Annotated in this window: 19 protein-coding genes; 12 read left to right on the top strand and 7 right to left on the bottom strand. The window is 41.7% G+C overall.

The features are described 5' to 3' along the window. Nucleotides 1–17: 17 nt before the first annotated feature. Entirely contained in the window at nt 18–335 is a 318-nt protein-coding gene (locus tag L0Z67_RS00620) for a multidrug efflux SMR transporter (protein WP_062569467.1), read from the bottom strand. Next, a complete protein-coding gene (locus L0Z67_RS00615) occupies nt 335–1,867 on the bottom strand; it encodes a carbon-nitrogen hydrolase family protein (protein WP_062569466.1) in 1,533 nt (510 codons plus the stop codon). The genes L0Z67_RS00620 and L0Z67_RS00615 overlap by 1 nt, the downstream gene beginning before the upstream one ends. 255 nt (nt 1,868–2,122) lie before the next feature. Here L0Z67_RS00615 and L0Z67_RS00610 point away from each other — a divergent pair, with 255 nt between their 5' ends. Then, complete coding sequence (locus L0Z67_RS00610; RefSeq protein ID WP_405128350.1) at nt 2,123–2,470, top strand: hypothetical protein; 348 nt, start codon at nt 2,123–2,125, stop codon at nt 2,468–2,470. 159 nt (nt 2,471–2,629) lie between these two features. After that, on the top strand, nt 2,630–3,223 hold the full coding sequence (locus tag L0Z67_RS00605) for a GGDEF domain-containing protein (RefSeq protein WP_405128349.1): 594 nt from the start codon (nt 2,630–2,632) through the stop codon (nt 3,221–3,223). On the opposite strand, the gene L0Z67_RS00600 is transcribed toward L0Z67_RS00605, so the two are convergent. Beyond that, the gene (locus L0Z67_RS00600; protein ID WP_405128348.1) at nt 3,216–5,498 is read right to left on the bottom strand and encodes a penicillin acylase family protein; all 2,283 of its coding nucleotides are present in this window, start codon (nt 5,496–5,498) and stop codon (nt 3,216–3,218) included. The genes L0Z67_RS00605 and L0Z67_RS00600 overlap by 8 nt on opposite strands. Nucleotides 5,499–5,666: 168 nt before the next feature. Here L0Z67_RS00600 and L0Z67_RS00595 point away from each other — a divergent pair, with 168 nt between their 5' ends. The 6 genes from L0Z67_RS00595 (at nt 5,667) to folX (ending at nt 12,492) form a co-directional block, all read left to right on the top strand. Then, on the top strand, nt 5,667–9,041 hold the full coding sequence (locus tag L0Z67_RS00595) for a response regulator (protein ID WP_405128347.1): 3,375 nt from the start codon (nt 5,667–5,669) through the stop codon (nt 9,039–9,041). A gap of 4 nt (nt 9,042–9,045) precedes the next feature. After that, on the top strand, nt 9,046–9,672 hold the full coding sequence (locus L0Z67_RS00590) for a DUF480 domain-containing protein (protein ID WP_237128302.1): 627 nt from the start codon (nt 9,046–9,048) through the stop codon (nt 9,670–9,672). Between the two features lie 67 nt (nt 9,673–9,739). Further along, nucleotides 9,740–10,576 carry an ammonia-dependent NAD(+) synthetase gene (gene nadE, locus L0Z67_RS00585; RefSeq protein ID WP_062569462.1) on the top strand — a complete coding sequence of 279 codons (837 nt, stop codon included), beginning with the start codon at nt 9,740–9,742 and terminating at the stop codon, nt 10,574–10,576. Nucleotides 10,577–10,837: 261 nt separating this feature from the next. Then, nucleotides 10,838–11,557 (top strand): dihydromonapterin reductase, encoded by a 720-nt coding sequence (gene folM / locus L0Z67_RS00580; protein WP_062569461.1) that lies wholly within the window; start codon nt 10,838–10,840, stop codon nt 11,555–11,557. 18 nt (nt 11,558–11,575) lie between these two features. After that, entirely contained in the window at nt 11,576–12,130 is a 555-nt protein-coding gene (gene folE, locus L0Z67_RS00575; protein WP_062569460.1) for a GTP cyclohydrolase I FolE, read from the top strand. Between the two features lie 2 nt (nt 12,131–12,132). Beyond that, nucleotides 12,133–12,492: a dihydroneopterin triphosphate 2'-epimerase gene (gene folX, locus L0Z67_RS00570; RefSeq protein ID WP_062569459.1), complete on the top strand. Its 360-nt coding sequence runs from the start codon at nt 12,133–12,135 to the stop codon at nt 12,490–12,492. Here folX and L0Z67_RS00565 read toward each other — a convergent pair. Together L0Z67_RS00565 and L0Z67_RS00560 are read right to left on the bottom strand one after the other, a co-directional pair. Then, entirely contained in the window at nt 12,489–12,923 is a 435-nt protein-coding gene (locus L0Z67_RS00565) for a YqaA family protein (protein ID WP_062569458.1), read from the bottom strand. The two genes, folX and L0Z67_RS00565, sit on opposite strands and share 4 nt — an antisense overlap. 67 nt (nt 12,924–12,990) lie before the next feature. Next, a complete protein-coding gene (locus tag L0Z67_RS00560; protein ID WP_062569457.1) occupies nt 12,991–13,362 on the bottom strand; it encodes a DUF4870 domain-containing protein in 372 nt (123 codons plus the stop codon). A gap of 191 nt (nt 13,363–13,553) precedes the next feature. Between L0Z67_RS00560 and L0Z67_RS00555 the strand changes: the two genes are divergently transcribed. The 4 genes from L0Z67_RS00555 to L0Z67_RS00540 are packed head-to-tail and all read left to right on the top strand — an operon-like array spanning nt 13,554 to nt 17,253. Continuing rightward, entirely contained in the window at nt 13,554–14,255 is a 702-nt protein-coding gene (locus tag L0Z67_RS00555; protein ID WP_237128301.1) for a spondin domain-containing protein, read from the top strand. A 10-nt stretch (nt 14,256–14,265) separates the two neighbouring features. Continuing rightward, entirely contained in the window at nt 14,266–14,991 is a 726-nt protein-coding gene (locus L0Z67_RS00550) for a spondin domain-containing protein (protein ID WP_405128346.1), read from the top strand. 58 nt (nt 14,992–15,049) lie between these two features. Further along, a complete protein-coding gene (locus tag L0Z67_RS00545; RefSeq protein ID WP_062569454.1) occupies nt 15,050–15,778 on the top strand; it encodes a response regulator transcription factor in 729 nt (242 codons plus the stop codon). Nucleotides 15,779–15,786: 8 nt separating this feature from the next. After that, nucleotides 15,787–17,253, top strand: coding sequence for a HAMP domain-containing sensor histidine kinase (locus L0Z67_RS00540; protein WP_228074381.1), 1,467 nt, complete (start codon nt 15,787–15,789; stop codon nt 17,251–17,253). A gap of 30 nt (nt 17,254–17,283) precedes the next feature. On the opposite strand, the gene L0Z67_RS00535 is transcribed toward L0Z67_RS00540, so the two are convergent. Further along, nucleotides 17,284–19,458 carry a S9 family peptidase gene (locus tag L0Z67_RS00535; RefSeq protein WP_405128345.1) on the bottom strand — a complete coding sequence of 725 codons (2,175 nt, stop codon included), beginning with the start codon at nt 19,456–19,458 and terminating at the stop codon, nt 17,284–17,286. Nucleotides 19,459–19,584: 126 nt separating this feature from the next. Continuing rightward, nucleotides 19,585–23,010, bottom strand: coding sequence for a S8 family serine peptidase (locus L0Z67_RS00530; protein ID WP_237128299.1), 3,426 nt, complete (start codon nt 23,008–23,010; stop codon nt 19,585–19,587). Between the last annotated feature and the right edge of the window lie 16 nt (nt 23,011–23,026).

The raw sequence follows: 23,026 nt of genomic DNA, 5'->3' as shown, positions 1-23,026 counted from the left end.
GCGGCTATGCCGCTTTTTTAATGACTAATTTTTAGTGTTATCACACCACTGATAATCAACAGTACTCCGGCAATACGGCCAAATGTGGCGGCATCACCGTAAAATAAAATACCCACCAAGAAGGTGCCTGCAGCGCCTATACCTGTCCATACTGCATAGGATGTCCCCATCGGAATATCTTTTTGTGCCAACCACAACATAAAGCCACTGGCGACCATAAAGACGACAGCAATAGCAATGCCTAACCAGCGACTCTCTGATTCTTGAGACATCTTAAGGCCAACAGGCCAGCCAATTTCTAACAGACCTGCGACAATTAAATACAACCACGCCATTATTGATCTCGCTTTTTCAAGATCACGTCATATAAATCTTCACGGCGGTCTTTTAAGTTTCTAACGGTACCTTCACTGTGCAGGATTTTCAGTTTATCCATATCTAAATCACTGAATAACAGCATTTCGGTATTCGGTGTTGCTTCGTTCAAGGTCGCATCATGGGGGAATGAGAAATCAGAAGGAGTAAGCACCGCCGATTGCGAGTACTGTACGTCTAAGCTCTCTACCTCAGGTAGATTACCAACAGAGCCTGCAATTACAACATAACATTCATTTTCGATTGCGCGTGCTTGCGCACAGTGACGAACACGTAAGTAGCTGTTTTTAGTATCTGTCCAGAAAGGTACAAATAAGATATCTAGCCCTTGTTTAGCCAAAATTCGTGACAGCTCAGGAAACTCAACATCGTAACAAATTTGAATACCGACACGGCCCGCATCCGTTTCAAATACGGCAATCTTGTCACCCCCTTGGATCACCCAGTCATTTTGCTCATGAGGCGTGATATGTATTTTGCGCTGCTCATCAATTTTACCGCTTCGATGACATAAGTAACTAACGTTATAAATCTTATCGCCTTCTGCCAGCGGCATTGAGCCGGTAATAATATTGGCATTGTATTCAACCGCCATGCGCGACATCGCATCACGGAACGTTTCAGTGTATTCGGCTAAATAACGAATTGCCTCAGTTTGATTGCATTGCTCGGTGAGCCCCATTAACGGCGCATTGAAAAATTCCGGAAATAAAATAAAGTCGCTTTTATAGTCAGACACCGTATCGACAAAATACTCAACTTGCTTAAGTAACTCCTCAACTGAGTCGACGCAGCGCATTTGCCACTGCACAGCACCTACACGCACTATAGATTTGGTTGATTCAAGCACAGTATCTGTAGGTTCAAACATGATGTTATTCCACTCTAACAACGTGGCATAACCCACTGACTCTTGGTCTTCTGGTAGATATTTTTTAAGTAAGCGTTTTACTTGGAAATCGTTAGAAAGTTGAAAACTTAAAATCGGATCGTAAAGCTCTTTATGATCCACTTTTTCGATGTACTCCATAGGTGACATTTCAGAGCTATGATTGTAATAACGTGGAATGCGCCCACCCGCCAAAATCGCACGTAAGTTATACTGACGGCATAATTCTTTTCGCGCATCGTATAAACGCCTGCCTAAGCGCATACCGCGGTGGGTTGACGAGATAACAACATCTAGACCATATAAAGCATCGCCTTCTGAGTCGCTAAAAACACGGTCGTGGCCATCAACAATATCTTCGTAAGTATGCGGGTTAGAAAAACGAGCGTAATCTACTTGTACACTCAAAGCGATACCCACAAGCACACCGTCATCAACAATGCCAATTTGACCTTCAGGGAATTGGTCAATTAAACGAAAAATGGTGTGGCTTGGCCACGCTCCACCTAAGCCTGGGTAAGCTTGATCCATCAGAACTTTGATTTGTGGATACTGCTCTTTGGTTAAATTACAAATCTCTAGATGCGTTTTTTCAGCCGACATACATACTCCTTTAGGGCATAACAGGAAACACAAAGCAAACTATACGGTAGCACGTTTAAAATAGCTCTTTTAGAGTGGCATCAATTACACACTATGCCAAGTATCAGCATAATAAACAGCGTATGAATATGCGTTTAATTAAATCGACCCACAATAAACTTATTAATGAGTGAAGGTGATATTGGTGATTTATTCATCAGCTAGGCTATTTTCATCTATACTTTGCGTTTAAGCGCCTGCTTGTATGAGGTTCATTTGATAAAACATTTACTAAAACAATCAAAGCAGTCAGGTTTAGAAGAAATAGAACAAGTAAAGTTTTTAATCATTTCTAAAATCGCATATTTCGCACTAATAGTGCATGCGTTGCTCATTCCACTTTTTGCCCATGTGGGCGCTATTACTTTAGCTTTAGTCAATATTCTTAGTGTCGTTGCGTGGGGCAGCGGTATCTTTCTAATAAAACAAGGGTTGACCTCTTTAGCATTGAGAGTATTTTGTTTAGAAGTACTTATTCATGCTGTTGTGGTATGCGCCACTACTAGGGCTCGATTTAGGGTTTCAATTTTATTTGTGGACTATCTCCTGTATTTTGATGATTGACTACCAATTATCACTAAAACGCGCTGCACTATACAGCTTATTGATGATCACTACCTTTGCTCTTTTATACATTTTTTCAACCATGTACCTTATCAATATACCTACCCACAGCTTATTCCTTGTGTACATTTAACAAATATTATTATTGCTGGTTTGCCTATGGTTTACGCTATTGGGCTGATCAGAGAGATTACGCTTTCACAGCGTGTTGAATTAACCGAAATGGCATCACGAGACCCACTCACCAAACTTTATAATCGTCGCTTTGCTAAAAAATTAATTTTAGCAACTTACAAAAAAAGCATCGAAACAGATCAAAGCCTGTGCCTTGTTATGGCTGATATCGATCACTTTAAACAAATTAACGATACCTATGGCCATGACAAAGGCGATGCGATTTTAGTCAATATTGCACAAGCAATAGGTGAATTCTTAAATGAAACAGATATAGCTGTACGCTGGGGTGGTGAGGAGTTTTTGCTCTTACTCGATAATACCGATGAGTATCACGGGTTACAAAAAATCGAAGCCTTGCGTGAACATATTGCGACATTAGACGCTCACCAAGAGCTACCAAACTTATCGGTGACAATGAGTTTTGGCTTAATTGAATGGCAACCCCTTGCATCTTTAGAGCGCATGTTGCAGCAAGCTGATGCAGCACTCTATGACAGTAAAGATGCAGGAAGAAATACTACCACGGTTGTAAAAGCATTCTGTTTACAACTGGATGATACTGATGCGGTCAATTAACCGCATCTATCGTAATACTATGCATAATGCTCTGTGGCATAAGAGGGGTGAGACCTTCGTTAACATAGTCATCAAATCCCGCACGATAGAACTCAGACAGCGGATGCCCAGATTGACCACCAGGAATTGCCATTATAGCTTTATCTAAGTGTCCTGGCTGTACAATAAATCGTTGTGAGGCACCAAAACTACGCCCTTGTACTGCTGGCATGAAGGTATCACCAAACCCTGGAGCCGCTGGCATGTTGAGCAACTTTTTGAGTATGGGAATTTGTTTTGCAAATGGATGCTCAATAACGAGCTTATTCACGCTTCCCCACTGCCAATTTTGCATGTTCTGTCCATATTGAGTGGTCAGCTTATCAAGGGCGCGATCAAATGCTGCTCGCATTTGCTCAGACCAATCAGCATAATCAGGGTTTAGCCAACCTTTCGGTTGAGTATTTATTAGCTGCCAAACTGCAGGCTCAAGATCTCGCTTCACGTGCTTTAAGCTGCCATCATACGTTTGCAGTTCATTTTCCAGTGGGCTGAAGAGGCCATTAATCACTTCATCACGGTAGTACTTCACTAACGTATAACCAATCGAATCTGCACATGCACATGCTTGCCAATTGTTTAACTCTGTTAGGGAAGCTTTATACTCATTGGGTCTACTTTCAAGTTGCTTTACAAGTAGGTTATGCCATTTTGTTAAAAAGCGAGCTTCATTATCATGCTGCAACTGATAAAAATCGCTCTCTGTGAATTGCTGCTTTTCAAATAAACGGTCGCGGATCTGAGCCGAACGTGCGCCCATTGCATAAGCACCATTACCAAAGCGTTTATTATCTTCAGCCGAAACAACACGTGAGTTCCCCGTCCAAAGTCGACCACTTGCAGGGTCCTTAACATAGGGTCGCTCAGTTTCATTTTCGTGCCACCCTACTGGGTAATTTTGCTCTGAGACAGCAAGTTCGTTAGGGACCTTGCGTGCAGGAATCGCCCCCATGTTCTTCCAAGCTGCACTCCCACTATCATCTACAACCATTAGATTTTGTACAGGAATACCAACATCCGCTGCAAGCGCTAACGCATCATCAACGTTATTTGCTTGCTCAAGCTTTATTAGGTCCATATTAACCGCATAATCATGATGTGCCACCCAACTTAGCGCATAAGGCTTACCGTTTATATTTTTTACCGGACCATACTCACTCATGGTCAGCGTATAGTTTTCACTACTGCCATCATTAAGTAAAATCGCTTCATCTATCTGCCATGTTTTGTCGCGCCCGTCGAGTGCAATCCAATCTGCTGTATCCAAGTAGCCATTGGTAAAACCCCAAGCGACTTTATTGTTCGTGCCAACCACAATTGCAGGGGCACCAGGTAGCGAAACGCCTGTTATTTGTTGCATCTGGCCATTTAAAGGGTAATTTAACTGCGCTCTATACCAAATAATCGGCACCGCAAACGACAAATGCATATCATCAGATAACATCCCAGCACCTGTTTGCGTTAAATCCCCCGTAACAGCCCAATTATTACTGCCTAACTCCTTAGTATCTTCAATATGCGTGATCATACTCAAAGGTGCTGATAAGGAAGGAATCGAGTGATTGTAAGGAGCTAGCTGACTGTTATCGAGAGCTGCTTGATACAGGCTAGGTTGCGTAATAAAAGCAACCATCTCTTTACCAAATAGCTGCTCTATTTGAATTAAGGTTTTATCTCGTTCAAAAGTCGCAGTTTGCAAATCCAAATACATACTAAAAATAGTAAGTAGGCTGTCTTCACTTTGCCATGGTTTCGCTGTAGCAGCTGTTAGTAAATATTCAAAACTATCAAAGCCCGTTTGTGCGTGTCCCTCATTCACACCTTTTGCATATGTTGCCAATAGTGCTCGATCTGACGAAGGTAATTGCTCGAGTAAAATTTGGCTTCGTTTTCTCAACTGATGAAAGCGCATTGTTTTATCAAGTTCCAGCGCGGCTTTGCCAAATAATTCACTTAACTCTCCGGCTGCATTTCGACGCAATAAATCCATTTGAAAAAAGCGATCTTGTCCATGAGCAAAGCCAAGCGCATATGCCGCATCTAAACGACTTTGTGCATGAATCACAGCTTGACCTAGCACATCTCGTTCGATTTTAACGGATTGTTCAATTGCTGTACTTTTTCCCTTGCCATCCAGAGCGGGCAAGCTTAAGTTCAACGCGCCATAAATAAGCCCCGTAGCCAATAACGCAACGACGAGTAGACTCATCAACAACCATTTAATTATTTTAAACATATTAAATACGCTTCCGAAGGAGTTATAAGCCTATAGTAACCAGTGTTTTATGAAAAAATAGTGTTTCGATACAAATAATTAAATTTAGTTTTACGATTGTGTGCTTCATTTTTATTTACGACAGAAATTGTCTATAGTAGGTAGATAGTATAAAAACCGATACCTCTCATGCCACTCGCTACTGAAAATGATAATAAAAAGCTAAAAAAACTAAAGCTCACCTTCTGGCTTTCTTTAGGTTTAATTATCCTAATCGGTCTAGTCATTGACCATATCAACTATACGCGAGAGAAAGACGCCTACCGCTCACAAGAGCTTGCGAAAATAAGTACTTACCGCGCTGAGTTGGAATCAATATTGGTGTCAAACATTCAACTCGTACGAGGTCTTGCGGTTGCAGTGGCTGCAGAGCCTAATCTTAACCAAGCCCGCTTCTCACAAATCGCAACACCACTATTTGAAACCTCCTCTGAGCTCAGAAACATCGGCGGTGCACCCGATATGGTTATAAAAATGACTTACCCGATGGAGGGAAACGAAAAGGCAATTGGGTTAAATTTTTTAAAAAATAAAGCTCAACGCTCAGATGCCATAAAAGCACGGGACGAAAATAAAATTATTATGGCAGGTCCTCTTGAACTGGTACAAGGCGGCCAAGCGCTCATTGCTCGAGTGCCCGTATTTACCCAGCCAAACAATCAATTTTGGGGTCTACTGTCTGTCGTTTTAGATATAAATAAAGTGTATCAAAACGCAGGGCTCACTTCGCTTAGTAATGAATATGAACTCGCGCTACAAGGACGAAATGGTAAAGGGCTTGATGGCGAGTTTTTTTATGGTAATGAACAGATTCTAGAGACTAATCCACTCAGCTTTAGCATTTCATTCTCAGGCGGTCAGTGGCAAATGTACGCCACACCTAAACAAGGCTGGCAGCCTGCTAATTCTTCTATTTGGCCATTACGGCTGGCGATTATTCTAATTTGTGCTTTATTTGCAGGTGCATCTGTTTTTTTACTGAAAATGCTTGAGCGCCAATATAGAAACGAGCGCATGCTCGAGACCATGAGCGGTTTAGCAAAAATAGGGGCTTGGTCCTTTAATCTCGAAACTAAAACAGTATATTGGTCAGAAATGACCAAATTGATTTTTAAACTACCATTTTCAAGCCAGCCCGAATGGCCCAGTAATTTTGATTACTTCAAACCAGGCTACAGCAGAGACAAAATTCGCCACCTAACAGAAAAAGCGATTAAAAATGGCGAGAGCTTTGAAACACAAGTACAAATAATGACGTACGAAGGCAATCCTGTTTGGGTTCTTGTCAATGGCGAAGCTGAACATCACAACCAACGATGCGTGAAACTGTTTGGCTCTTTGCAAGATATAGATGCCCGTAAACGTGTTGAACTTGAAAACAGCAAAATAGCCCTCCACAATGAAATTTTAGCATCTTTAACTGTTAATGATGCGGTTTTAACAGGTAACCTCAACCTATCAAAACATATTATTGTGCAAGCAATTTGCCATGCCCTTGGCGTTGACCGTGCAGGAATCTGGCTCTTCAGTGATGATAGACAATCACTTAATAGGTTTGCGATACACGACCAAAGCAACCCCCAATTCAGCGAATCTATTGCTCTACAGCAAATCGACTTCCCTAATTATTTTGACGCCATAAATAACCATGCTGTGATAAGCGTAAGTGATGCACAATGTGATTCCCTAACAAAAGACTTATCTGTTGATTACCTAGAACACTTTGATATTCGTTCGATGCTAACTGTTATCATTCCCACAGGTAGCAAAACGATGGGGGTAGTTTGCGCAGAAATGTGTCACCACCGGCGTAAGTGGAGCAAAAATGAGGAAAGCTTTTTAATTGCAGTGGCGGCACTCATTGGCAGTTTACACGCCAGTCAACGACGAATTGAAACCGAACAGCAGCTTGTCCAAGCAAAAGAAGCGGCAGAGCAAGCGGTAAAAGCCAAAAGCGAATTTTTAGCCAGTATGAGTCATGAAATCCGAACCCCAATGAATGGCGTGATTGGCATGCTTAATATAATTAAACAAAGCAAGCTTGATATTCAACAAAGTCATCACATTGCACTTGCTCAGTCATCAGCTGAATCTTTGCTGCATATCATTAATGATATTTTAGATTTCTCAAAAATCGAAGCCGGCAAACTAGACATAGAGAATGTATCGTTCAATGTATCGAAACTACTGGGAGATACCATTGAATCCTTTGCAATCAAAGCTGAACAAAACAACACCAAGCTGATTCTTGATGCCACTAATATCAAACATGAATTTCTCATTAGTGATCCAAATCGAATTCGTCAAATTATCAATAACCTACTAGGAAATGCCGTCAAGTTTACTAACAACGGTGAAATAATCGTCATAGCTAGCTACGAAGAAGCAAACAACGACACCTTCTTGTGTTGTTCCATAGTTGATTCGGGAGTTGGCATCAAAGCAGATAAACAAGCCACATTGTTCGACTCTTTTACTCAAGCTGATGCATCAACAACTCGTCAGTATGGCGGTACGGGACTTGGGCTTGCAATTGTGAAGCAACTCTGTCAACTAATGGAGGGAGATGTTGGGGTAGTAAGTGCGCTAGGTGAAGGCAGCACCTTTAATTTTACTGTGAAAGTAAAACTAGACTATGCACAACAACAACCCGAGCCGAGTCATATTATCGACAAGAAATTGATACTCATTGCAGATAACTGCAAGCTAAGCAGTGGTATTGCTAAAAAACAATTACAGCTATGGGGTGCTAAAGTAGAAGTAATTAATAATATTGACGGCTTACTTGCCCGTGCACAACAACCAACTGGCTGTCATTTTGATGCTATTTTTATCGACTACGATCTATTCACTAAAGCGTCTAATGCTCAACAAAAAGCGTTTCAAACCCACTTTAATGCAAGCCGTGGTAAGCGTATTTTAATGGCACCGATGAGTTTAACTGAAAAGCAAACAAGACACGTGTTAAAAGTGGAGAGTATTATTTTTAAACCCCTCACTCCTTCGGACTTATTTAACTCGCTTGCTAATGAAAAATACATTGAGCAGCAGCAAACCAACAAAGAGCCGATAAACGCAAAAATAGCAGAAGTTCACTCTGACACTGAGTCACAAGTACTTTTAGTCGAGGATAATAAAGTAAACCAAATAGTGGCAAGTGCATTGTTGAGACAAGCTGGAGTGAGCTTTGATATCGCAGAAAATGGCCTTGAAGCGATCTCATATTTGCTCAACAGAGAGGAGGCTCCTTACGAGCTTGTTCTAATGGACTGCCAGATGCCTGAAATGGATGGTTATCAAGCAACACGCTCAATTAGAGCATCAGAAGCGGGAGATGCACATCAAGACGTTAATATCGTGGCCTTAACCGCGAATGCAATGCAAGGCGATAAAGAACGCTGCCTCAGTGCTGGCATGAATGACTATTTAACCAAACCACTTAACTTTGATGCTTTAAATAAAAAATTACAAATGTGGCTAAGCCCTCATAAACACAGAGAGTAAAACAATGCACTTAACACCAAACCAACAACGCGTTATAGGTTGCTTACTTGAAAAGCAAATCACAACACCTGAGCACTACCCTCTCTCTTTAAACGCATTAACCAACGCCTGCAATCAAAAATCAAACCGTGAACCGGTTCTATCACTGAGCGAGTCGGATGTACAAAATATCATAGATGAACTGACCCATTTACGTTTAGTCACTGTTGATGAAGGTCTTTCGGGCCGAGTAAACAAATACGCGCACCGCTTTTGCAATACTCAGTTTGGCAGCTTACAGTTTACTGAGCAACAGCGTGCGATTATTTGCTTATTATTGCTAAGAGGGCCGCAGACCCCTGGCGAGTTACGCACCCGGAGTAATCGCCTCGCCGAGTTCTCTAATGTGAATGACGTTGAAATCGCCCTTGATGCCCTTATCGAGCAAGAACATGTTATCCGTTTAGCCCGTGAACCAGGTAAACGAGAAAGCCGTTATATGCACTTATTTGCTGACTCAGATAGCTTAGCAAAAGATATAGCTGATCATGAGCCTGAACAGGCCAGCAACAGCGAAGTTCAACAATTACGTGCCGAAATCGAAGAACTTAAGCAACAAATTAACGGGATAAAAGCGCATTTAGGTCTTTAATAAAAGCGTTGCTCGTAACATAATGTATAAGACGCTGAACAACCACAACGAAAATAGGAGCTCAACCATGCGTGCCGATATTCTGGCAGAAATGAAAGTCCAACCCACGATTGATGTAAAGGCGGAAATTACGCGCCGCGTCAACTTTCTAAAAAGCCGACTTTTAGCTGCGCATTCCCGTTCGCTTGTCTTAGGTATTAGTGGTGGTGTTGACTCATCAACATGTGGTCGTTTATGCCAATTAGCCATTGATGAATTAAACCAAGAACACAACACCAACGAATACCAATTCATTGCGGTGCGCCTACCTTACGGTGTGCAAGCAGATGAAGACGAAGCACAAATGGCCGTTGATTTTATTAAACCCAGTAAGCGCATGACTGTAAACATTAAAGCGGCGGTTGATGGGATGCACGAACAAGCAATGGCAGCTGTGGTCGGTGGCGGCGTTGAGCTTCCTGAGCAAGCAAAAATTGACTTTATTAAAGGTAATGTGAAAGCGCGTCAGCGAATGGTGGCACAATATGAAATTGCCGGTTTTAGCCAAGGTTTAGTTGTAGGCACCGATCACAGTGCTGAAAACATTACGGGGTTTTACACTAAATTTGGTGATGGCGCGTGTGATTTAGCGCCTTTATTTGGTCTTTCGAAACGTCAAGTAAGAGCGCTTGCTGAGCAGCTAGGAGCCCCGTCGTTGCTGGTTCATAAAGCACCAACAGCTGATTTAGAGTGTGATCGCCCAGGTTTAACAGATGAAGAGGCACTTGGCCTCACCTACGAACAAATTGATGACTTTTTAGAAGGCAAAGATGTGACAAGCGAAGTAGAAGATAAATTAATCGCTATTTACTTACGTACTCAACATAAGCGCCAAGCAATTCCTACTATTTATGACGAGCTTTAAGCGGCAAAATACCCAAGGGCAATTTAAAGCAATAAGCAAATTAGTTGCCCTCTCTTCCACGCTACACTGATATCGCCCCCTTAGTAATATCCTCATTTCTCAATATGATAAATGATCGGTGTTAAAACTTTACCCGTAAAAAATTTTGCAACATGATTGCAGTAAAGATGAAATAGTTCTGTAATTTGGTTTATAGTGGTTACAGTTCACACTGAATAGAAAGCCCAACACATCAGACATCTAAGGATTTATACATAGTTTATGTCATCGCCTATTTTAATTACTGGCGCAGGCCAACGTATTGGACTCGCCTTGGCCGAGCACTTTTTAGCGCAAGGACAAGCAATCATAGTCACATACCGCACTCGCCACGATGCTATTGATATCCTCGCAGGTAAAGGAGCAACGTGTATTCATGCTGACTTTGACAGTGATGCAGCAATTACACATTTTATTGAACAACTAAAAAGCCATACTAATCAGCTAAAAGCAATTATTCATAACGCGTCGAGTTGGGATTGTGAAGCCAATAACCAAGATTATGCGACACTGTTCGATAATATGATGCGCATACATGCTAAAACCCCTTACTTAATCAATCTAGCTGCGGCTGATCTACTGCTTCATTATCAACAGAATACAGGTCAAGCTGCCGATATCATCCACATGACAGATTACGTGGTGGAAAAAGGCAGCCCTAAACACCTAGCCTATGCAGCAAGTAAAGCAGCACTCGATAACTTAACTAAATCATTTTCAGCGAAATTTTCACCAGCAATTAAAGTGAACGCAATTGCCCCATCACTCATTATTTTTAATGATCATGACAGTGAAGAATACCGAGCCAAAACCATCAAAAAGTCTTTAATGGAAATTGAACCTGGCTGCACAGAAATTATTAATAGCGTCGAGCTACTACTTAACAGCCGCTACATCACAGGGCGTTCATTACCTGTCGATGGCGGCAGACATTTAAAATAACGTATTACTGAGAAATCTATGCACGATGATTTAAAAAAGAGCTATCAAGACATAATTAGCGCAGTAGGCGAAGACCCTCAACGAGAGGGCTTACTTGATACGCCGAAACGCGCAGCAAAAGCGATGGAATACCTTACTAAAGGTTATCGCCAAACACTTGATGAAATTACCAATAACGCCGTCTTTACCTCTGATGCTGACGACATGGTATTAATTCAGGATATTGAGCTTTACTCAATGTGTGAACACCACTTACTGCCCTTTGTTGGCCGTTGTCACATTGCTTACATTCCTGATGGCAAAGTACTCGGTCTGTCTAAATTTGCTCGTATTGTCGATATGTTTGCACGACGCTTCCAAATTCAAGAACAGCTTACTCATCAAATTGCCAAGGCGGTTGAAGAGGTCACAGGTGCAAAAGGTGTTGGTGTAATTGTTGAAGCAAAACATATGTGTATGATGATGCGCGGCGTTGAAAAACAAAACTCAAGCATGCGTACCTCTGTTATGCTTGGCAGCTTCAGAGCCGATCCAAAAACCCGTAATGAGTTTTTGCAGTTAGTTAGAGGGTAATCATGGCCAATGCAATTATCAATGTAACAAACCTCAGGCTAAGAACCTTTATTGGTTTTAATCCTGAAGAGCGTGAAAAAAAGCAAGATGTCGTGATTAACCTTGAAATTCACTACCCTGCTGAGCAAGCGTGTGAAACTGATGCTGTTGATAAAGCACTTAACTACAAGACCATTACTAAAGAAGTCATCGCGTTAGTCGAGGAAGGTCACTTCTTATTGCTAGAAAAGCTTGTTGCCGAGATTTTAGCTATTTGCCACCAGCATAAAAGTGTTCATTACGCCAAAGTTCGTGTTGATAAGCCACATGCGCTGCGTTTTGCAGACTCAGTATCGCTGACTCTCGATTGGCAAAAAAACTAAAAAAACTTTTCAAGCCCAACAGCAAAGGCAAGCACAGCTAAATAGCGTGCACCTTTGCCAAGGGCGACAAGTACGAGAAAAGTTAAAAACTTAACGCGAAAAATTCCACCGACCACAGTGAGCGGATCGCCCACCACAGGTAACCAAGCAAACAATAAACTGTAAATACCGTATTTATTGAATTGTTTTTCAGCTTTTTTAATGGACTTTTCAGAGACCGGAAACCATTTACGATCTTTAAAACGCATGACCTGTGTGCCAAGCCAATAGTTAACACAACTACCTAGCACATTACCGAGTGTCGCACTAAGCCATAACAACCAAAGTGAATAGCCCCCTTTGGCAATCATTGCCGTCATTACCAACTCTGATGAACTAGGTAACAAAGTTGCTGAAATAAATGCAGTAAAAAAAAGCGAAAGATAGGCCATACATACCCAAAAAAAGAAAAGCTCAGCAACACTGCTGAGCTTTTCTAGTATATCTAATTTCTCAGTTTTATTTTATAAATTCGATGCTCAGCGGGTAATCCACTTCCTTACCATCGTTGGCTTTGATTGCCGATACAACAACCATAATAAAAGCAAAAATTGCGATGACAGGTAATAAAATGACGCCGATAACAACAAACATCAACAAGAAACTAATGATATATGCAATCATCATCGTTAACTGAAAATTTAATGACTTACGGCCATGCTCAGCCACTAACGGCATTTCATCCTTTTTGGCAAGCCAGACAATGAGTGGCCCAATGACAGATCCGAAAGGGATTAACAATCCAGCAAATGAGCTTAAATGACATAGCATTGCCCACGTTCGATGGTCCTTATTATCCGTTATAACTTCAACCTTTTGATTATCGTCCATTATGACTCCTTGTTATTTTTTATCACCTTCACTATAGCGTTATATTTGCCTAGTTAATATACCTATGAGTCGATTTAACCCGCTGTTTTCACCCCACTTCGTTACTGTGATAAAAAAGTGATAACTTCGTGAGGCTTTTATGATATTGCTATTTGATACTGTTTTTGAACAGTCAAAAACAGGAACAAATAATGAAAACTTTATCTTTAACTTTGCTAGCTGCAACAGCAATTTCTAGCTTCACGAGCCAAGCAGCTGAGCTGGATATCAAACTAACAAACCTCACTCAAGGTGTTCATTTTACACCTATTCTGATTACAGCCCACAGCGGTGATACATCACTTTTTGAAGTCGCAATGCCAGCATCTACAGCGCTACAAACAATGGCTGAAGGTGGCAACATTGCACCTCTTGTTGATGAAGCAACAGCCGCTAATAGCGATCTGGTTGCCAACCCAGCAGAAGGGTTACTTGCTCCGGCCGCATCGACAATGGCAAGCCTAACAACAACAGAAGGTAACGACTACTTATCTCTAACAGCCATGTTGTTGCCAACAAATGATGGGTTTGTCGGCTTGAATAGCTGGAAAATACCTACCGAAGCAGGTACTTACACTATTTACCTAAATGGCTATGATGCAGGCACTGAAGCAAATGATGAACGCGTTGTTGAAGGCTCAGGGGCTTTGGGCGTTCCCGGTATTCCTGCCGCACCAGGCGGAAATGCAGGCACAGGCGGTAGTGGTGTCACAAGCAGTGAAAGCAACACAATGGTACATATTCATCCTGGTAACTTAGGTGATGATGATCTTGAAGCAGGTATTAGTGACCTTGATAACACAGTACACAGATGGTTAAACCCAGTTGCTAAATTGACAGTAACGGTTAAGTAGGAGAGCTATTATGCTTCGTTTAACAAAAAGCTTGATCATCATTGCGCTCGGCGCCAGCCTTGCGGCCTGTGGTGACTCAAATAATAATCGCTCAGAGACTCCACCTGAAGTCGTGTCACCTCCCGTTGTTAGCCCAGTCGTTACATACGAATTTACAATACAAGTAAGTAACTTAACTGCTGCACAACCATTATCGCCAATTGCTGTGATTTCTCATACCAAAAACATGCTTTGGGAAATTGGTAGCCCTGCATCGACAGCGCTTGAGGTAATGGCCGAAGGAGGAAACAACAGCGACCTATTAGCGGTTGATTTTGCAACCGCAGTTGCATCTGCCGATGCGCCTCTACCGCCAGGTAGTCAGGTAACATTATCACTCACAACAGAGCAACTAGATTCATTAAAAATAAGCTTAGCAACCATGCTGGTGAATACAAATGATGCATTTACCGGTCTTAATGCAATAGATGTGTCTTCGTTAGCTGTCGATGAAGCGCTGACTTTTACTACATTTGCTTATGATGCTGGAACAGAGGCTAATTCAGAAGCCGCAGGGACAATTCCTGGACCAGCTGATTCAGGCGAAGGGTTTAATGAAGAGCGTAATGATGTTAACTATGTGGCTATGCACCCAGGTGTCGTTAGTCAACATGATGGTCTAAGTAGCTCTGTACTTAGTAGTCAACATAAGTTTGATAACCCATTGACTCAAGTTGTCATTACGCGGACGCAATAACATAGCACTCACTTGCGCTAAGGGCATAAGGAAGTGCCTTAGCGATTTGGACAAGACTATGCGCCCAGAAAAACTTTTAATTGTTGAAGATGACCGTGCTATACGTCAACTTGTAATAACTCAACTTAGCAACCTAAATTTACATATTGATGAAGCCGATTCTGCTGAATCAGCATTAAAAAAACTAGCAAGCAATGATTATGGGCTTGTTATATTAGATATAAATTTACCGCAAATGGATGGTTTAAGTTTATGCCGCAAAATTAAAGAACACTACCCCACAGTGTCGGTTATTTTACTTACCGCTTTGAGCAGTGACATGGATAGAGTTATTGGTTTAGAAATGGGTGCAGATGACTATATTTGTAAACCGTTTTTTGCAAGAGAATTACAAGCGAGAGTAAAAACTCAATTACGTCACCGAGAACAATTACTTATTGCTCAATCCTCTATAAAAAAGAAACCCGATGAAGCACAACTTCAGCTCGGAGCCTTACACATAGAGTTTTCGAGTCATCAAGCTTACTTAGCAAATCAAGCCGTCAACTTAACCGCGACAGAGTTTGATTTACTGGTACACTTTGCAAAGCATCCTAACCATGTTTTCAGCCGCCAGCAGCTACTTGATCAAGTTTGGGGGTACCAACACAGTGGTTACGAGCATACCGTTAATTCCCATATCAATCGCCTTCGCAATAAGTTTGAACAGTACCATCGTGCTCTATTTATAGAAACAGTATGGGGTGTCGGTTATAGATTAAATCCAGGGCAGTTAAATATACAATGATGTTTTCGATGACCCTTTACCAAAAACTAGCTTGGTCACTAGTCATTATTTTTAGCCTGTTGTGTGCGCTTATATTTAATTGGAGTAAAAAGCTTGAACAACATTCTCAGCACCAAGCACAGCAGCAATTACACATCCACCTCGCTGAGCACCTTGTAAACGATAATCCATTAATAAAACAAGGTGTGTATGACTATAAAGCGTTAGAAAACTTATTTCATACCTTAATGGTGTTGGGACCTGCTTTCGAATATTACTTTGTAGACCCTGAAGGTAATTTGCTGACCTATTCGGCCAAACCAGGCAAAGTAGTGAGACAGAAAATAAGCCTAAGCCCAATAAAAAAGTTAATTGCACAGCCTAGCTCTACACCTATTTATGGTGACGACCCGCGTAACGTTGAAGGTCAAAAAATATTCTCTGCTGCACCTGTCTACAATCAACAAAAGCTACAAGGTTACTTGTATATGATCATTGGTGGTCAAGCTTTTGATGCAACGCTGAACGAGGTCAAACGTGATAACCCAGTTTGGCTAGGGGCAATGTGGTTTGTAGCAGCTATGGTCGCGCTATTTATCACTATGTTGTTGTTATTTCGCTTTTTCACCTCACCACTTAAGCAATTAAATAAAGAGGTCAGCCGAATAAAAGCAGCCAACTACAGCCTCACAGAAATGGCGCTTAGTCCGAGCTATATGGGGAATAACGAAATTGGCAACTTAAGTAAGGGAATTTATGGCATGCTATCTCGTATTGATGAGCAATTTAAATCTTTGCAGCAAATCGATAAACAACGCCGAGAATTACTTACTCATTTATCACACGATTTAAGAACGCCACTGGCTTCATTACATGGTTTTCTTGAGGTTATAAAAAAACCACACCCCCATCTGAGTGAGCACGAGCAACAACGTTATCTCAGCCTTGCAATGGATAATTGCCAGCAATTAAAGTTGTTAATTGAACAAATTTTTGAACTGGCTAATTTAGAGTGTGGCCAAGTAAAGATAAAAACGGAAACGTTTAATCTTGGCGAATTAATTTACGACTGTGTCGCCAAATTAGCATTAAACGCTGAAGCAGCTGGGGTGACAATAAAAGTCACTCCCAAAATTTGTGACTTTCCAGTGACAGCAGATATTGCCAAACTAGAGCGTGTACTGACTAACCTTATAGAAAACGCGATACGCCATACCCCCTCCAAAGGATTAATCACTGTAGAAGTGTCTCAACTCAACGAACAAGTATTTGTCTCAGTCTCTGACACGGGTGTAGGCATTCACGCTGATGAGTTAACGGCAATCTTCGAACCTCACTACCAAGCACGTAATAGTATTAAACGAGGCCAAGGTGGACTTGGTTTAGCTATTTGCAAACAGCTACTTAAACTAATGAATAGTGATATTGAAGTACACAGTACCCTGGGTAAGGGGACCCAATTTCGCTTTAACTTAACGAAGCATGCACCAGTTTAAGGTCGAATCACCCACTGGTGCGTATATTGATTATTGTTTGATACCTGCCAAATCAAGCATAAACGCATAATACAGTGCGGTATCTTCTAAACTTTTAAACCGCCCTGACGCACCACCGTGTCCTGCTTCCATATCGGTCTTGAATAACAATACATTGTTGTCCGTTTTCAGCTCACGCAATTTAGCCACCCATTTTGCCGGTTCAAAATATTGTACTTGTGAGTCATGTAGCCCCGTTGTGATCAACATATTTGGATAGGCTTGTTGCTTCACTTGATCATAAGGTGAATATGACAACATATAGTCATAATACTTTTTATCATTTGGGTTACCCCACTCATCATATTCATTGGTCGTGAGCGGTAAGCTGGTATCAAGCATCGTTGTTACAACATCAACAAAAGGAACAGCTGCAATCACTCCTTTATAAAGTTCTGGCGCTTGGTTTACTATCGCCCCCATTAACAAGCCACCTGCACTGCCCCCCATGGCAAAAATGCTATTTTTGTCACCATACTTTTGTGCAACTAGAGATTCTGTCACATCAATAAAATCGTTAAATGTGTTTTTCTTGTGTAACAACTTGCCATCTTCGTACCATGGGCGCCCGAGCATTTGTGAACCGCGGATATGTGCAATTGCAAACACGAAACCGCGATCAAGCAAGCTTAGTCGCGAACTCGAAAAACTTGGATCCATCGTCGCACCATACGAACCATAGCCATACTGTAATAACGGGTTAGTACCGTTTTTATCAAACTTATCTTTACGATAAACGAGGCTCACAGGTACATCGACACCATCTCGCGTTGTCACATACACCCGCTCAGATATATAGTTATCTGGATTAAAGTCACCTAACACTTTGCGCTGCTTGAGAAGCGTTTTTTCACCGTTTTCTAAATTAATATCGTAACTTGTACTTGGCGTGGTCATACTTGAGTAGTAAACACGTAAGTTAGGGTTATCTAGCTCATAGTTACCATAGCTAGAAACCGTATATGTCGGATCCTTAAAGGCAATCACTTGTTCTTGCTGATCACGTAAATCACGAACAATTAAAGAGGTCTGCCCCATTGTGCGCTCTTCGTATACCAAGTGATGATTAAATAACTCAATACTTTCCAGCTTTATATTTTCGCGCCCAGCAATCAGCGTTTGCCACTTCGCTTTATCCTGAGCTTGTTCACGATGCACTTTCATTAACTGAAAGTTTACGGCGTTTAAATTAGTGACTATGTAATACCAGTCACCTAATTTCTTAATGTCATACTCGAGTCCTGTTTCACGTGGAATTAAACGTTTTGGCATGGCACTGATATCGTTTGCATCAATAACCGACACCCCAGAAGCACTCGTGCTACTATGCTTGATATAAATCTCTTGGTGATCTTTGCTCTTCTCAATACTGGTGTAATAGCTCATGTCCAGCTCTTCATATACGAGCTCATCATCCGCTTGAGACGTGCCTAACCTGTGCCGAAAAACTTGATATCCCAATAAGGTTTGCGGGTCTTTTTTAATATAATAAAAGGTTTTATTATCATTCGCCCAAACAACATCACCTTCGCTGCCTTCAATTGTATCCGGCAATAATTGATTGGTTGTCAAATCCTTAATTTTTATAGTGTATATACGCCGACTCAACGTATCCTCACCATAGGCTAATAAAGCACCATTTGGGCTTACATCAAGTCCTGTTATTGCAAAATAATCATGATTTTTAGCAAGCTTATTTACGTCTAAAATAACCTGCTGATGCTGTCCTTGCTTATCAGTACTTCGTATATAAACAGGGTATTCATTATCACCATGAGTTTGTGAAAAATAATAGTGGCTTCCCTTTTTTATGGGTACTGATTCATCATCTTTTTCAATACGTCCTTTCAACTCTTCAAATAACTTATTTTGTAAAGCATTTGTATGAGCCATCATTTTTTCTACATAACTATTTTCAGCTGCTAAATGGGCAAGAACCTGTGGGTCAGTGCGAGTATCGTCACGCATCCAATAATAGTTATCAACTCTGCTATCACCGTGAATAGTCATCTCATGAGGTATTTTTTTGGCTACAGGTGCCAAGGTGTTTACTTTATCTGCAGCTGAAAATGAGCTGGACTCGTTTACAGAACTCGGTATTTTGTTACACGCCGCAACGATAGCAAGTGGTATAGCTAACAAGTAAAGAGAGTGACTAATTTTCATAGGGTTCCTGAGTTATTTTTTTATCCCGACTTTAATATAAGTAAAATTAACTCCTGATATAAGTAGGCTTTGTGAAGCAATGTAAAAAGGGAGCCGCAGCTCCCTTTATATAAACGTATTGATTATCTACTTTTGCTTACGACGACGCACAAATGCAAACGGCGCAGCTAACAAAGCTAACCATGCAAGTGAACCCGATGAACGCGATCTATTTGCTGAAGGCGCAGGTTCTACTGGCATCTCCGATGCTTCATCTGCAAGGTTATTAACAAGTACAGTTACCATGGCGGGCTCCGAGATATTGCCAGACTTATCACTGACAACCACTTCAAGTTCAATGGCGGTCATTCCTGCATCATAATCTAAGACTTCTTGTTGCATCACGACAACGTCACCTTCGGAAGTGACTGAAACAGCTGTAGAAGTAGAGCTTAAAACAATAAACTCAGAAATAGGGTTAGCAAGGTCTGCACCAAAACTAGCTTCTAGGGTGCCAATTACCGTACCATTCTCTGCATTTTCATCCACTGAGAACTCAGCATCCGCTAAAACAGGCGAGGTGTTAGCATCACTTTGCGGAGTAGCAACATATGCTTGCGAACCTGAGTCAGATAAAATTAAGAAATCAGCTCCTGCATTAAACATAGTTGCAGACTCGCCAGGCGCTAATGAACTGACGGCATTCCCCGCTTCATCTGTTAAAGCCGCGTAGACATTTTCAGACGCATCACTGAATGTATAAGTTCCCATTGCAACATCACCTTGGTTTGTTGCCAGTGGTGTCCACAACTCTTCTTCTGTTCTAAAACGAACATTTGCAGTTACATTGCCTAGATCATCCGCTGTTAAACCAAATGCGTCTAAACAGCTTTGTAAAGTTAGATGATTATTACCGATAATTTGAAAGATATTATCCAACTGACCAGACGAACTGCCATAACCATGAGTGAAAGTGATTGCTGTGCCTGGCTCTATGTCGTCAAAGAACCATTCAAGCTTACCATTTTGTACTGTTACATCGTATGTACCGTCTTGATCAAGGTCAAAGTCAGCCATTAAGCCCGCGACGTATGAATGTGTAATTCCCTCATTCAAAATAACCGTTGTTAAAGTCACATAACCACTTTCACAGATATCAGCGGTTACTGGGAATGTTTCAATCGATGCACCGACTAGATCAAAGCGATGCGCTTCATCAATCTCATCAGTCATCACTGTTGGTGCAAAAACGGGGTTTAACGTTGTCGCGCCTGTATTAGTCAACTGATGCGCTACACCACTTTCAGTTTCAACGGGTGTAAAGCTCATGGCAGCATTCGCTTTTGGTAATACGTGATAGACCAAGTGGAAAGCAGGCTCGCCGCCATCAGAGAAAACTAACGCACCATCTAACTCTAAGTTGGTTAGATCTGCTGTTGTCGCTTGCGAACCAATATTATCGTCTGTCAATGTCCATTCAGGCAACGTAGCAGGGTCAATTGTTGCCGTCACATCAAATGACATTGTTTGACCAGCAGGCACGGTGATGGTTTCAGGGTACTCTAATGAGAATGAACCACGCTCTATGTCATTTTGATAACGCTGCTCAAGTGATAACGAATATACTTTCACTTCGTTCGAGAAGTTTTTAACTTGAATAGTTTTTGTTAGCTCAACAGTCTCAGAAGCGTTAACTAGGCCAAATGAAAGTGCCGCCTGCTTAGTATCAGCAGCCCATGCAGCAACAGGTAAGTTAGCAGCTTTATTAACATCAACTAAGCCTGCGCCGATATAGCTAATTGGAGCAAGTTCAGCATCTGGGTTTATTGCACGAGGCTCCATGGTGACATCTAAATTTGCTGTATTCATTAGTGTCGCTTTAAGCTCTAACGCATTGCGCTCTGGTTGTGCTTCTTTTAAGAGGCTCACAGCACCTGCGGTAATAGGTCCTGAGAAAGATGTACCTGATACGCCAGTTAACCCATCACCAAGTCCAGGCTGCGCTGTCATTATATTCACACCAGGGGCAGTAATCTCAGGCTTAAGTAAGCCTCCCATTGATGGACCACGAGACGTAAAATCAGCTATTGCTCCTGTAAGAACTAGCTTTTCAAGTTGAAATTGGTATTCAGGCTGCTCACCTGCCGCTAGCTGCTCTTTTAACTGTCGTCCGACTTCTTGAGTTACAGATAGTACACGAATAGTTACTTGGTCTGCCTCTGGGCCTGCAGCCATGCCAGGTGCGCTTCCTTCAGCATTATTTGCAATAATGACAAAAGCAGCCCCGCGTTGCTGTGCTCGCAATGCCTTCGCAGAGAAACCACATGCACCACGATCAATAATGACGCCTTTACCTGTGAAATCAATATCTTCAGCAAAGTCCACACATGCCGTTGCGTTATCACTTGGGTGAACCAATTCATAGTCTTCACTGGTCAATTCAAACGCATCCGTGTTACCAAATGAAGCAAGACCTGTTTCAACTTGGACACCATTTACTAGATTATTGAACACATTATCAGGTTCAGTAGGGTGAGTCATTGCACCCACTGAAAGTGCATTTTCAGTTGTACTAGGACCACCAACAATAAATGGATATGCACCATCATTACCAGCAGAGATAACAACATTTGTGCCTAGCTTTACAGCCTCATTTATAAATAAGCCCACAGCATCATTGGCAACATCACCATAATCACCACCTAAAGACATATTAATTACATCTACACGGTCAGAGATATCACCATCACCATTCGGGTCCATTGCGCTTTCTAATGCTTGTAATTGCGCTAAGCCAGGACAATTAGCCGCACAAACAGAGTAAACAAATAAGTCCACATTAGGCGCAATACCATTCACTGAGTGAGATACATGGGTACCATGGTTAGTTGTTACATCAATCGGATCAGCATCATTATTTATATAATCATAGCCACCTAACACTTTACCCTGTGGCCAATCAACGCTTGTTGGATCTGCCGTCGCTGCCGCATAGGCTGCATCGGTACCTTCACCGCCAAATGCCGTATGGGTATAATCAATACCGGTATCAAGTACAGCAACACGAACACCTTCACCTGTCGCTAGACCATTCGAGACAAGTGGTGTTGCCTCTATATAATCAGCACTATCCGCAACATGTAGCTCATAGTCATAAACAGGGTATATCTCTTCGACTTGAGGGTTCGATAAAAGCATGGCGACATCTTGCTTACTACCATTGACAACTACAGAACTAACAAGCGTTGATGTTTTAGCTACAACGTGTACAGGTAACCCCATACTCTCGATAGAGCTTTCTACAGATGCTTGCGCTGTTTTAGCAACCGCTTGTACTGAAGCAATATCAGCCCCCATAGTTTTTGCACTAATGGCTGCTGGGGCTTTTAGCTTAACCAACCAACTTGTTGCCTCACCTTTTACGTTTCGTTCTTGTTTGGTAACAGCGACTGGCTTAATTAGTTTTTTTCCTGCTAAGTTATACTTAGCAAAATCATTTGCCTGAGCACTTGCGCACATCGCACTTGCCACAGCGAGTGCGACTGTCGTTCTTTTTATTAGATTATTTGACATAGGGTCCCCTAGGATA

The organism is Pseudoalteromonas sp. PB2-1 (assembly GCF_045040605.1).
In the GTDB taxonomy this organism is placed as follows: domain Bacteria; phylum Pseudomonadota; class Gammaproteobacteria; order Enterobacterales; family Alteromonadaceae; genus Pseudoalteromonas; species Pseudoalteromonas arabiensis.
This window is presented reverse-complemented; position numbering and strand designations above follow the sequence as displayed.